Origin of the sequence: Amycolatopsis iheyensis (assembly GCF_024703995.1) — a bacterium.
GTDB lineage: Bacteria > Actinomycetota > Actinomycetes > Mycobacteriales > Pseudonocardiaceae > Amycolatopsis > Amycolatopsis iheyensis.
In genome coordinates this window covers 17,043-28,513 of the sequence record NZ_JAMXQV010000003.1, presented here as the reverse complement: position 1 = coordinate 28,513, position 11,471 = coordinate 17,043, and the positions used below count along the sequence as shown (strand labels likewise).

Sequence of the window (11,471 nt, the reverse complement as noted above, 5' to 3'; positions counted from 1 at the left end):
GCTTGACCTGGTGACAACAATGCGTAACCATTACTCTGAGTATTCGACTCGAAGAGTCCCCTGGACCGGTCATCCCCGACCGGGAGGGGGTGGAGAACGGAGAACGACCAGATGGGCGATTACGCCAAGGCGCTCGGGGCCAAGCTCCGCGGGATCCGCCAGCAGCAGGGCCTGTCCCTGCACGGGGTCGAGCAGAAGTCCGGTGGGCGCTGGAAGGCCGTCGTCGTCGGCTCGTACGAGCGTGGCGACCGTGCCGTCACCGTGCAGAAGCTCGCCGAGCTGGCCGACTTCTACGGTGTGCCCGTGGTCGAGCTGCTGCCCGAGGGCCGAGTCCCCTCCGGCGCCGAGCCCGCCACCAAGATCGTGATCAACCTCGAGCGCCTGCAGCAGCTGCCGGCCGAAAAGGTGGGCCCGCTGGCCCGCTACGCGGCGACGATCCAGAGCCAGCGCGGCGACTACAACGGCAAGGTGCTCTCGATCCGCACCGAGGACCTGCGGTCCCTGGCGATCATCTACGACATGACCCCGGGCGAGCTGACCGAGCAGCTCATCGACTGGGGCGTCCTGCCGCCGGAGGCGCGTCCCGCCAAGGAAGACTGAGTTGTCGGGGGCGCAGCCCCCACGCCCCGCCCGGGGCCACGCCCCCGGACCCCCGGTCGTGGTCACCGTGACCGGAAACCGCCTGACCGGGGGGCCAGGCGGGCTCTAGAGCACGGCGCGCAGGCGGTCGGCGATGGTGCCGATCCGGCCCAGCACGCCGTTGACGAACCGCGGCGAGTCGTCCGTGGAAAGTTCCTTCGCCAGGCCCACGGCCTCGTCGATCGCGACCGGGTCCGGCACGTCCTCGGCCCAGAGCAGCTCGTAGACACCGACCCGCAGCACCGCGAGGTCGACCTTCGGCATCCGCTCCAGGGTCCAGCCCTGCGCGTGCTCGGCCAGCAGCTCGTCGATCTGGGTCTTCCGGGCGGTCACGCCCTCGACCAGGCTGATCGTGTAGTCCGCGATCGGGTCGACCTCGGTCGCGCCGACGCGGTCGGCCAGCAGCGTCACCGCGTCGGTGTCGCGCTGCGCGGCCTCGTACAGCATTTCCACCGCCCGGCGGCGCGCCTGCCTGCGGCTGATCGCGCCGCCGCGGTTCGGGTGGGGTTTCGAAGTCGGCATCAGCTGGAGACGCGGCCCAGGTAACGGCCGTCGCGGGTGTCGACCTTGATCTTCTCGCCGGTGGACAGGAACAGCGGGACCTGGATCTCCGCACCGGTCTCCAGCGTCGCCGGCTTGGTGCCGCCGGTGGAGCGGTCGCCCTGCAGGCCCGGGTCGGTGTGCTGGATGATGATCTCGACCGAGGTCGGGAGCTCGACGTAGAGCGCCTCGTTCTCGTGCACCGCGACCTGGACCTCGGTGTTCTCGAGCATGTAGTTGGCGTTGTCGCCGACGACCGCGGCCAGCACGGTGATCTGGTCGTAGGTGTCGCCGTCCATGAACACGAAGTCCTGGCCGTCCTTGTACAGGTAGGTCATGTTCCGGCGGTCCACCGTGGCCGTGTCGACCTTCGTGCCCGCGTTGAACGTCTTGTCGACCACCTTGCCGGTGAGCACGTGCTTGAGCGTCGTGCGCACGAAGGCGCCGCCCTTGCCCGGCTTGACGTGCTGGAACGCGGTGACGGTCCACAGCTGGCCCTCGAGGTTGAGGACGAGCCCGTTCTTCAGGTCGTTGGTCGTGGCCACGAGCTTGCAGTCTCCTGTGTGTTCGGGTTCGGGGCCGCTGTCAGACGACCACGAGGTTCTTGGTGCTCAGGGTGAGGAGTTCGGGCTCCCCCGCCCGCACGACGAGCGTGTCCTCGATGCGCACGCCACCGCGCCCCGCGAGGTAGACGCCGGGCTCGACGGTGACCGCCATACCGGCGGACAGTGTACCGACGCCCGTCGCGGCGAAGCTCGGTGCCTCGTGGATCTGCAGGCCGACGCCGTGCCCGAGGCCGTGCGCGAAGTGCTCGCCGTGCCCCGCGTCCGCGATCACCGTGCGCGCCGCGGCGTCCACTTCGGACACTTCGGCGCCCGGCACGACCGCGTCGACCCCCGCCGCCTGGGCGCTGTGCACGAGGTCGTAGATCTCCCGCTGCCAGCCCGCGGGCTCGCCGAGGACGAACGTGCGGGTCATGTCCGAGTGGTAGCCGTCGACGGTCGCGCCGAAGTCCAGCTTGACGAAGTCGCCGCGCTTCAGCTCGGCGTGCGTGGGCCGGTGATGCGGGATGGCGGAGTGCGCGCCGGCGGCGATGATGGAGGCGAAGCTGAGCGCCTCCGAGCCGTGCTCCAGCATCCGGTTCTCCAGGTCACGAGCGATTTCCAGCTCGGTCCGCCCGGCCCGCAGCCCGCCGGCGGCGACGAGGTCGTCGAGCGCCCGGTCGGCGGCGGCGCAGGCCTGGCGCAGCGCCTCGACCTCGGCCTCGTCCTTCACCACGCGCAGCCGCTCGACCAGCCCCGGCGTCCGCTCGAGGGCGGTGTGCTGCCGGAACGCTTCGTAGTCCTCGACGCTGACGTGCTGGCTCTCGAAGCCGACCCGCCCGTAGGTCTTGGCGTCCTTCGCGACCCGCTGCACCAGCGCGGCGGCGCTGGCCCGGTCGACGACCGTGTCGAGGTCGGGCACCTCGGTGGCCGACTGGGTCGTGTAGCGGCCGTCGGTGCAGAAGAGCGTCTTCGCGTCGCCCTCGGCGTGCAGCAGCACGGCGGCGTTCGAGCCGGTGAAGCCGGTGAGGTAGCGGATGTTGAGCAGATCGGTGACCAGCAGCGTGTCGACACCGGCTTCGGTCAGAAGCCCGCGCAGCGCCGCCCGGCGTCGTCCATGGGTTTCAGGCACCGGCCCAGCCTAGTGGGCGCGTGCTGGGCAACTCGCCGGTAACCTGGCCTACACTCCGCAGGATGAGCGCTTGGGTGATCCGCGGACTCGGGATGGCGGTGCTCCACGGCGTCGCGCTGACGCTGCTGGCGAAGTACGCCGTGTACCACCCGACGGACCAGACCCTGGTGGTCTCGCTGGCGCTCGCGGTCCTGGTCGGCGCGGCGGCGCTGTGGAGCGCGCTGGACGCCTGGCGCGGGGTGCCCGAGCGTGGCCGCGCGTGGTTCATCGCGGCGCTCGTGACCGGCGTCGTCTCGGGAATCCTGTACGTCATCGGGCGTGCGGTGTTCGTCGACCAGACCGGCGTGTCGGACCTGGGCGGCGCGCTGACCGGCGGCGCGGCGTTCTCGGCGTTGCTGGTGCTGGTCCCGGCCGGGCTGGGGTTGTTCGTGGGCGCGCGGATCGGGCGGTCGAAGCCGGCCGAAGACTCCGGCGACTCCGATGACTTCGCCGAGACGCCCGAGGAGCAGACCGCGGTGATCGAGCCGGTCCGCGTCCGCCCCCGGCCCCGTCCCCGGCCGACGCCGAAGCCGCGGCGCACCCAGTCCTAGCCGACCAGCGACGACGCTCGCGGGTAGGCGTCCCACTGAGCTGTCGTCAGCGGGTGCGGCGAAGAGCCGTTGCCCAGCACCAGGGCGGGGTCCGGGACGCGCCAGAGGCGGTGGTCGTCGAGGATGAAGGCGAGGCCCCGGTCCGGCGCCTGGACCGCCTCGGCCCCCGAACGCAGCCGCACCGCCACCGGCAGGCCGGCCACCGCGGGCGGCGCCTTGTCGAGCAGCTCGCCGGCCAGCTCAGCGGCGACCGCGCGCCGGTCGACCCGCACCCGCTTGCCCGCGCGGACCAGGTCCATCGTCCGCTCCGGCGAGGGCATCGTGACGCCGTCGAACGTCGCGGCCACCCGGGCGGGGCTCGCGCAGGCCTGGCTGCCGACCAGGTCCAGCCCGAAGTGCCGGAGGCCGGTCGGCGCGCCGGCGCTGCCGATCGCGGTGGCGCGCACGACGTCGAACGGCACCCGGTCGCACGGGTCGGCCGAGGCCAGCGGCGCGTGCCCGTCCGCGCGGCGGACCAGGCCGGGGCCTTCCTGCCACGGCCCGGCGAGCACGACCGGCTGGTACGGGTTCTCGGTGAAGTCCGCGGTCCAGAAGGTGAGCGTGGTGCCGGCGTCGGTCTCGTGCGCGACGACGAACGCGTCGAGCGCGCCGACCCACATCAGGTCGGCGCTGAACCCGTCGACGATCGAGCGGCTGCGCGGCGCCGACGTCGAGGACACCGGCACGAACCCGCCGACGTCGAGGGCCTGCACCCCGGCGGAGAACGCGGGGTCCGGCGACCGCAGCACGAACTGCCCCGCGCCGTTCGTCCCCGCCGCGCGGCCGGTGGTGTCGGTGAACATGAGGTAGAACCAGCCGCCGAGGTAGACGACGGAGGGCTGGCCGGCGCCGTAGACGTTGGCGCGGTGCACGTCGTGCGACGGCCCGAGGATGGGCCGCCCGTTCGCCGCGCGGACCCAGTGGACGCCGTCGGTGCTGGTCGCGAGGCCGACGGCGTTGCCGAGCGCGTGGTCGCCGGCCGCGCCGGTGTAGTAGAGGTAGTAGGTCGAGCCGACGCGCAGCACCGACGGGTCGCAGGTGTGCATCCCGTCGAACTGCCCGGGCGCGCCGGAGAAGACGGCCGCGGGCATGCCGCCGCCGGGGGCGCTGAAGGGCCCGTCGAGGGACTGGGCCTGGGCGTAGAGGATGTCGTCGCCGGCGGGCGCGGCGCTGCCGTACTGGCTGCACCACCACATCCGGGTCTGCCCGCGGTCGAGCATCACCGACGGCCCGTAGTTGTAGACGGCGTCCGCGCCACCGGCGGCGATCACACCACCACTCTGCCGGGGGTCATCCGAAGCGAGTTTGACGTCGACCGGCCGTGGTGCGGCACTGGCCTTGCCCCCGGCGATGGCGGGCTTCTCCCCGGCGGCCTGCGGCTGGGCGTAACCCTCGGTGCACCCGGCGACGAGCAGCCCGGCCAGCACACTGGCGAGCAAGGCACGAGCGGGTCGCCGACCCCCACGACGAAACGGGCGCACGGCACCGGAGTGTAGCGAGAGCAACCACGTCCGGGTGACGCCGCACCGTTCGGCGGTCCCCCGCCCGCGCAACGTGGCGGCGGGACCTCGGCGGTCGAGGGCGGGGGCGCGGCGTCCGGCGGCGGGCCATCACGCCCCGACCTGGCCCACACGTAGTGAATGACTACGTTTCAGGCCGGGCCCTCCAGCGCCACCAGCTCCACTTCGAACCCCGCCTCGTTCTCGAGGTAGCCCGCGTAGTGCGCGTCACCGCCCGCGTGCGGGTACTTCTCCGCGAACATCGGCCGCCAGCCGTGCTCGGGGGCGCGGGCCACCAGGTCGTCGACCTGGGCCCGGGTCGCCACGTGCAGCGCCAGGTGGTTGAGCCCCGGCCGGGTGCGTTCGTGCTCCTCCGCGCTCAGCGCCGGGGACCGCTCGACCACCACGTACGTCCCGCCGAGGCGCCAGCTCACCCCCGCCGGCCAGCGCTGGAACTCGCGCCAGCCGAGCTCGCCGAGCAGCCAGCCCCAGCTCCGCTCGGCCGCCGCCAGGTCCGGCACCCACAGCTCGACGTGGTGCGGCCGCCCGTGCACCGGCGCCAGCGCGACCAGCACCCGGTGCAGGTCGCCGTAGTGGATTCCGCTGCCCACGTCGAGGAAACCCAGGCGGCCGGCCACCTTGCGGCTCGCCGCGTTGTGCTCGTGCACCAGCGCCCAGACCGCCGGCAGGCCCAGCGCGCCGAGCCCGTGGGCCAGCACCGCCTGGGCCGCCTCCGTGGCGAGGCCTTGGCCCGCGTGCGCGCCCGCGACGTAGTAGCCCAGCTCGGCCACCCCGCCCGGCAGCTCCGACGACGGGCGCAGGTGCGCGACGCCGATCACCTCGCCGTCGCGCTCGATCGCCCAGTGGCCCTGGCCGGCCGGGCCGCGGTAGGCGAGCCGGCGGTCGACCATCGCGCTCGCCGCCGCCGGGTCCGAGAAGTCCGCCGCGAAGTACCGGCTCATCGCCGGGTCGGCGAACACCTTCACCACGGCTTCGCGGTCGGCCTCGACCAGCTGCCGCAGCCGCAGCCTCGCGGTGGTCAGCGTCGGCGGCGTCATCCCGGGTGCGCGGCGAGCCAGCGCAGCGCCAGCGGGTAGCCGTCGACACCCAGGCCGGCGATCACCGCCGTCGCGATGTCCGACAGCACGCTGTGGTGCCGGAACGCTTCCCGCTTGTGCACGTTCGAGATGTGCAGCTCGATCAGCGGCGCGGACAGCTGCGCCGCGGCGTCGCGCACCGCGATCGAGTAGTGCGTCCACGCGCCGGCGTTGAGGACCACCGGGTGCCCGCCGTCGGCGGCCTCGTGCAGCCAGCCGACCAGTTCGCCTTCGTGGTCGGTCTGCCGGACCTCGACCTCGATGCCCAGCTCCTCGCCGGCCTCGACGCACAGCGCCGCGAGGTCGTCGTGGGTCGTCGAGCCGTAGACCGACGGCTCCCGCTTGCCGAGCCGCCCGAGGTTGGGGCCGTTGAACACGAACGCCTTCACAGCAGGACGCTCCCGCCACTGGCCGGGACGTCGGCCGCGATCGCCGAGTACGCGGCCGCGAGCAGCGCCGGGTCCGGGCCTTCGAGCCGGCCGGGCTTGGCCAGCGCGTCGAGGACGACGAACCGCAGCACCCCCGAGCGGGTCTTCTTGTCGCCCCTCATGGTTTCCACCAGCTGGGGCAGCGCGTCGGCGTCGTAGGTCGTCGGCAGGCCGAGCAGCTTCAGCACGGACGCGTGCCGCGCGGCGGTCGCGTCGTCGAGCCGGCCGGCCAGGCGCGCCAGCTCCGCGGCGAACACCAGCCCGACGCTCACCGCGGCGCCGTGCCGCCACCGGTAGCGCTCGCGGCGCTCGATGGCGTGCCCGAGGGTGTGGCCGTAGTTGAGGATCTCGCGCAGGTCGGACTCGCGCAGGTCGGCCGTCACGACGGCGGCCTTGACCCGGATCGCCCGCTGGACCAGCTCGGCCAGCACGTCACCGGTCGTGTCGAGCGCCGCGGCCGGGTCGGCCTCGATCAGTTCGAGGATCCGCGGGTCGGCGATGAAGCCGGTCTTGACGACCTCGGCCATCCCGGCGACGAGCTCGTTCGGCGGCAGCGTCTCCAGCGTCGCGAGGTCGGCGAACACCGCGCTCGGCTCGTGGAACACCCCGACGAGGTTCTTGCCCGCCTCGGTGTTGATGCCGGTCTTGCCGCCGACCGCGGCGTCGACCATGCCCAGCAGCGTGGTCGGGACGTTGACCAGCTTGACCCCGCGCATCCAGGTGCCCGCGACGAACCCGGCGAGGTCGGTGACGGCGCCGCCGCCGAGGCCGACCACGGCGCCCTGGCGGTCGAGCCCGATCCGGCCGAGCACCTCCCAGCAGAAGCTCGCGACGGTGAGGGCCTTGCCGTCCTCGGCGTCGGGGATTTCGACGCGGTGCGCGTCGAGCCCCGCCGCGATCAGCTCGTCGCGGATGGCCTCGGCCGTGGTGGTCAGCGTCGGCGGGTGGATCAGCGCGATCTTCGAGGCGTCGGCCAGCTGCGCGGTGAGGTCGCCGAGCAGGCCGCGGCCGACCACGACGTCGTAGGGCTGGGTGGTGGCGACCGGGATGCGCACCGGGTCGGACATGAGTGGGATCACTCCTTGGCTTCGGCGGGGGCGAGCCGCGCGGCGAGGTCCGCGACGATCTCGGCCGGGGTCCGCTCGTCGGTGACGACCTCGACGGTGGCGACCTCGCGGTAGACGGGCACCCGCTCGTCGAGCAGTTTCTTGAAGGTGGCGCGGGGGTTCACCCCGGCCAGCAGCGGCCGCGCACCGGAAAGGCCGGTGCGCTGGACGCCGGCGGCGAGGCCGACGTTGAGGAACACGACGGTGTGCTCGGCCAGCCGGGCACGGGTGCCCGGCGTGAGCGGCGCGCCGCCGCCGAGGGACAGCACGCCCTCGTGCTCGGCGAGCGCGGTGGCGACCGCTTCTTCTTCCAGCGCGCGGAAAGCGGGTTCGCCGTCTTCCGCGAAGATGTCGGAGATGCTGCGCCCGGCACGCGCGACGATGTCGTCGTCACTGTCGCGGAACTCGACGCCGAGCGCCGCGGCCAGCAGCGGGCCGACCGTGCTCTTGCCCGAGCCGGGCGGGCCGACGACCACCGCGCGAGGGCTCACCAGCGCTCCTCGAGGGCCTTGAGGTACGCCTCGGCGTTGCGCTTGCTCTCGGCGAGGGAGTCGCCGCCGAACTTCTCGAGCGCGGCGTCGGCGAGGATCAGCGCCACGACGGACTCGAGCACGACGCCGGCCCGCGGCACGGCGCAGACGTCGGAGCGCTGGTGGATGGCGACGGCGGGCTCCCCGGTCTTGACGTCCACTGTGGACAGTGCTTTGGGGACGGTCGAGATCGGCTTCATGGCCACGCGGACACGCAGCGGCTCGCCGTTGGTGATGCCGCCTTCGAGGCCGCCGGCGCGGTTGGACCGGCGGGTGACGCCGACCGGGCCGGTGCCGCGGTCGATCTCGTCGTGCGCCTGGCTGCCCCAGCGGCGGGCGGTGGTGAAGCCGTCGCCGACCTCGACGCCCTTCATGGCCTGGACGCCCATCAGCGCGCCGGCGAGGCGCGCGTCGAGCCGGCGGTCCCAGTGGACGTGGGAGCCGAGGCCCGGCGGCAGGCCGTAGGCGAGGACCTCGATGACGCCGCCGACGGTGTCACCCGCCTTCCGGACGGCGTCGACCTCGGCGACCATCGCGTCGGTGCCCGCCTGGCTGAAGGCACGCACGGGGCTCTCGTCGATGGCCGCGAGGTCGCCGGGCCGGGGCAGGTCGCCCTCGGGTGCGTCGGCGCCGCCGATGGAGACGACGTGGCTGAGGATCTCGACGTCGAGCAGCTGCTTCAGGAAGTTGCGGGCGACGGTGCCGAGCGCGGTCCGCGACGCCGTCTCGCGGGCGCTGGCGCGCTCGAGGACGGGGCGGGCCTCGTCGAAGCCGTACTTCTGCATGCCGGGCAGGTCGGCGTGGCCGGGGCGGGGGCGGGTGAGCGGTTCGTTGCGCGCGAGGCCTTCGAGGACCTGCGGGTCGACCGGGTCGGCCGCCATGACCTGTTCCCACTTGGGCCACTCGGCGTTCTCGATCTGGATCGCGACCGGGCCGCCCTGGGTGAGGCCGTGGCGGACGCCGCCGAGGAAGTCGATGTGGTCGGTCTCGAAGCCCATCCGCGGGCTGCGCCCGAAGCCGAGCCGGCGCCGGGCGAGCTGCTCGGTGACGTCGGCGGTGGTGACGCCGACACCGGCGGGCATCCCTTCGAGCACGGCGGCCAGCGCGGGTCCGTGCGATTCACCTGCGGTGATCCAGCGCAACATGCCCTCAATCCTGTCACGGCGGCCGGGCGGGCCCGAAAGGTGTGCCGCTCACGGCGCACCGGGCAAGACGGCGCAGAGCCAGGTGGCCAGCAGGAGAGCCGGACCGTGCGGGACGCGGTGGGCGGGAGCGGGGTGTGGGGCAGGCGGGGCCCGGCCGCAGATCTTCCGCACCGCCGCGAAAACCAGGCTGAACAAGGCCGCCAAGACCGCCGCGAGCGCGAGCGCGAACCAGCCGACCGCGCCCAGGACCGCGCCGAGACTGCCCGCGAGCTTCACGTCACCCGCGCCGAGGCTGTGTGGCGCGAGTCTCCGGACCACCGCATGGGCGCCGCCGAACACCAGGGCGCCGGCGACCGCTCGGACCGCCAGCGCCGGACCGCCGCCACCCAGGGCGGCCACACCGATCGCCGCGCCGAAGAGGGGGTAGGCGGACAGCGTGAGCACGTCCGGCAGGCGGAAGTGGCGCACGTCGGCGAGGGCGAGCGGAACCCCGACCGCCGTGAGCGCCACCGGCACCGGCAACCACCAGGCAGGCCAGCGTGCGGTCACCGCCGTGACGCCCACCGCGGCCAGGACGCCCGCGACCGGCATCGAGATCGGGGCACCGGCGCGCGCGAGAAGCCACGCGGCGGGCGGTGCCGTGCCGGCTCCCGCGGCCGCTGCGACGGCGAGGACGAAGATCGTCGGGGACATGGATCCAGGGTGCTGCGGCCGGTTCGAGCCGGGCAACTGCCGAGCGTCACGAACGGACCGTTCGCGACGTTCCCGCCCCGGTTTCACTCCTGTGGGCGACAGCCGGCCACCCCAAACTCGCGGCTCCGACGGGTCGGCTCGCGTACCGAAACGGTCGGCTCGCGTGCCCGGAGGGTCGGCTCGGGGCATCACCCGTGATCCAGCGGGCATCACGCGTGATTGGGGAGGCATCACCTGTGATTGGAGAGGCATCACGTGTGATTGGGGCGCCGACACGATGGGTGTGGCCGGCCGGGACCCCCTGCGTCCCGGCCGGGCCACTCCCCCTCACAACGTCAACCGCAGCAACGGTCTTCCGCTGGTCCCGCCGCGTACCTCCAGCGCCGCCAGGTCCGTCCGCTTCAACGCCGTGCCGATCACGATGCGGGCCGTGTTGTCCGGGACCGCCTTCCACGTCGCGAGCTGGGTCTCCACCCCGGCCCGGGAGATCGCCACCAGGACGTACTCGCCGCTGCTGCGCTCGCCCGTGTAGCTGCAGGACATGTCCACCTGCGTGCCCCAGTCGAAGGCCGCCAGGCTGGCGTCCGCGCGGAGCGGGAACTCCCCCAGCGCCGTCATCGCCAGGCCGGGAGGCACGGCAGGGGACGGCGGAGGCGTCGAAGCCACCACCGCCAGTGCCACGCAGGCCGACACCGCCAGCGCGGCCGAAGCCGACGTCACCGCGCCCCGGATCCGGCGGCCGCGGCGGACCCGCCGCAGCATGCCCGGCAGCAGGTCGGGCGGTGGCGGGCCGGTCTCGAGCGCCACCGGCGCCGGGTCGACCCGGGCCAGCAGCCCCGGCAGGCCCGCCAGCTCCCGCACCGACGCCGCGCAGTGGTCGCACGTCCTCAGGTGCGTCTCGAACCGCTGGCGGTCCTCGGGGGAGAGCGCCCCGAGCACGTACGCGGCGTCGAACGTCGCGAACGGGTCTTCGCTCATTGGGTCACTCCCCTCTCCTCCAGCACCAGCCGCAGCGCGCGCAACGCGTAGTGCGTGCGCGACTTCACCGTTCCCTCGGCGACGCCCAGCCGCAGCGCCGCGTCCGCTACGGAATAGCCCTGGAAGTAACACAGGACCAGCACCTCGCGGTGCCGTTCCGACAGCTCGGCCAGAGCCTCGGCGACCAGCCAGCCCTGCACCGCGCGGTCGGTGCCGTCGGCGACCGCGCGCTCCGGCGGCCGGTCGGTCACCACCTCCGACCGCGCCGACGCCGAGCGCCAGCCGTCGATCGCGATCCGGCGCGCCACCGTGAACAGCCACGCGCGCGCCGAGCCCGTCGACTGGTCCAGCACCGTCGTCGACCGCCAGGCCCGCAGCAGCGTCTCCTGGACGACGTCCTCGGCCCGGATCCGGTCACCGGAGGTCAGGTGGAGCGCGTACGACCACAGCGCGCCCGCGTGCTCCTCGTGCAGCGCGCGCATCAACTCGTCTTCGGCGACTTCCCCCACGGGG

General features: G+C 73.6%; 14 protein-coding genes. 2 read left to right on the top strand and 12 right to left on the bottom strand.

The window, feature by feature from the left end; genetic code table 11:
- Window positions 1-111: 111 nt before the first annotated feature.
- A complete protein-coding gene (gene bldD / locus M8542_RS07345; RefSeq protein ID WP_020422358.1) occupies window positions 112-600 on the top strand; it encodes a transcriptional regulator BldD in 489 nt (162 codons plus the stop codon).
- 105 nt (window positions 601-705) lie between these two features.
- Here bldD and nusB read toward each other — a convergent pair whose 3' ends face one another.
- Genes nusB through M8542_RS07330 form a run of 3 tightly spaced genes read right to left on the bottom strand, consistent with a single transcriptional unit; the run spans window position 706 to window position 2,853 of the window.
- Window positions 706-1,161, bottom strand: a complete 456-nt coding sequence (gene nusB / locus M8542_RS07340; protein WP_257919266.1) for a transcription antitermination factor NusB — start codon at window positions 1,159-1,161, stop codon at window positions 706-708.
- Entirely contained in the window at window positions 1,161-1,724 is a 564-nt protein-coding gene (efp, locus tag M8542_RS07335; protein WP_257919265.1) for an elongation factor P, read from the bottom strand. The genes nusB and efp overlap by 1 nt, the downstream gene beginning before the upstream one ends.
- Window positions 1,725-1,764: 40 nt before the next feature.
- Window positions 1,765-2,853 (bottom strand): M24 family metallopeptidase, encoded by a 1,089-nt coding sequence (locus tag M8542_RS07330; protein WP_257919264.1) that lies wholly within the window; start codon window positions 2,851-2,853, stop codon window positions 1,765-1,767.
- Between the two features lie 92 nt (window positions 2,854-2,945).
- Here M8542_RS07330 and M8542_RS07325 point away from each other — a divergent pair, with 92 nt between their 5' ends.
- A complete protein-coding gene (locus tag M8542_RS07325; protein ID WP_257919713.1) occupies window positions 2,946-3,443 on the top strand; it encodes a B-4DMT family transporter in 498 nt (165 codons plus the stop codon).
- Here the strand turns inward: M8542_RS07325 and M8542_RS07320 are convergent.
- The 9 genes from M8542_RS07320 to M8542_RS07280 all read right to left on the bottom strand — a co-directional run bounded on the left by M8542_RS07320 (window position 3,440) and on the right by M8542_RS07280 (window position 11,467).
- Window positions 3,440-4,921, bottom strand: a complete 1,482-nt coding sequence (locus M8542_RS07320; protein WP_257919263.1) for a glycoside hydrolase family protein — start codon at window positions 4,919-4,921, stop codon at window positions 3,440-3,442. The genes M8542_RS07325 and M8542_RS07320 overlap by 4 nt on opposite strands.
- A gap of 212 nt (window positions 4,922-5,133) precedes the next feature.
- Window positions 5,134-6,039, bottom strand: a complete 906-nt coding sequence (locus tag M8542_RS07315; RefSeq protein WP_257919262.1) for a GNAT family N-acetyltransferase — start codon at window positions 6,037-6,039, stop codon at window positions 5,134-5,136.
- Window positions 6,036-6,467, bottom strand: a complete 432-nt coding sequence (gene aroQ / locus M8542_RS07310) for a type II 3-dehydroquinate dehydratase (protein ID WP_257919261.1) — start codon at window positions 6,465-6,467, stop codon at window positions 6,036-6,038. Before aroQ ends, M8542_RS07315 begins: the two co-directional genes overlap by 4 nt.
- On the bottom strand, window positions 6,464-7,573 hold the full coding sequence (aroB, locus tag M8542_RS07305; RefSeq protein WP_257919260.1) for a 3-dehydroquinate synthase: 1,110 nt from the start codon (window positions 7,571-7,573) through the stop codon (window positions 6,464-6,466). The genes aroQ and aroB overlap by 4 nt, the downstream gene beginning before the upstream one ends.
- Before the next feature lie 8 nt (window positions 7,574-7,581).
- Window positions 7,582-8,103: a shikimate kinase gene (locus M8542_RS07300; protein WP_257919259.1), complete on the bottom strand. Its 522-nt coding sequence runs from the start codon at window positions 8,101-8,103 to the stop codon at window positions 7,582-7,584.
- Window positions 8,100-9,287 carry a chorismate synthase gene (gene aroC / locus M8542_RS07295; protein ID WP_257919258.1) on the bottom strand — a complete coding sequence of 396 codons (1,188 nt, stop codon included), beginning with the start codon at window positions 9,285-9,287 and terminating at the stop codon, window positions 8,100-8,102. Before aroC ends, M8542_RS07300 begins: the two co-directional genes overlap by 4 nt.
- A gap of 48 nt (window positions 9,288-9,335) precedes the next feature.
- Complete coding sequence (locus M8542_RS07290; protein WP_257919257.1) at window positions 9,336-9,980, bottom strand: prepilin peptidase; 645 nt, start codon at window positions 9,978-9,980, stop codon at window positions 9,336-9,338.
- A 327-nt stretch (window positions 9,981-10,307) separates the two neighbouring features.
- A complete protein-coding gene (locus tag M8542_RS07285; RefSeq protein WP_257919256.1) occupies window positions 10,308-10,958 on the bottom strand; it encodes an anti-sigma factor family protein in 651 nt (216 codons plus the stop codon).
- The gene (locus M8542_RS07280) at window positions 10,955-11,467 is read right to left on the bottom strand and encodes a sigma-70 family RNA polymerase sigma factor (protein WP_257919255.1); all 513 of its coding nucleotides are present in this window, start codon (window positions 11,465-11,467) and stop codon (window positions 10,955-10,957) included. The genes M8542_RS07285 and M8542_RS07280 overlap by 4 nt, the downstream gene beginning before the upstream one ends.
- Window positions 11,468-11,471: the final 4 nt, after the last annotated feature.

Bases quoted from the DNA above. Each gene is read 5' to 3' on its own strand.
- M8542_RS07315 (WP_257919262.1), bottom strand. From the start codon at position 6,039: ATGACGCCGCCGACGCTGACCACCGCGAGGCTGCGGCTGCGGCAGCTG.
- aroB (WP_257919260.1), bottom strand. From the start codon at position 7,573: ATGTCCGACCCGGTGCGCATCCCGGTCGCCACCACCCAGCCCTACGAC.
- M8542_RS07285 (WP_257919256.1), bottom strand. From the start codon at position 10,958: ATGAGCGAAGACCCGTTCGCGACGTTCGACGCCGCGTACGTGCTCGGG.
- nusB (WP_257919266.1), bottom strand. From the start codon at position 1,161: ATGCCGACTTCGAAACCCCACCCGAACCGCGGCGGCGCGATCAGCCGC.
- aroC (WP_257919258.1), bottom strand. From the start codon at position 9,287: ATGTTGCGCTGGATCACCGCAGGTGAATCGCACGGACCCGCGCTGGCC.
- bldD (WP_020422358.1), top strand. From the start codon at position 112: ATGGGCGATTACGCCAAGGCGCTCGGGGCCAAGCTCCGCGGGATCCGC.
- M8542_RS07325 (WP_257919713.1), top strand. From the start codon at position 2,946: ATGGCGGTGCTCCACGGCGTCGCGCTGACGCTGCTGGCGAAGTACGCC.
- M8542_RS07290 (WP_257919257.1), bottom strand. From the start codon at position 9,980: ATGTCCCCGACGATCTTCGTCCTCGCCGTCGCAGCGGCCGCGGGAGCC.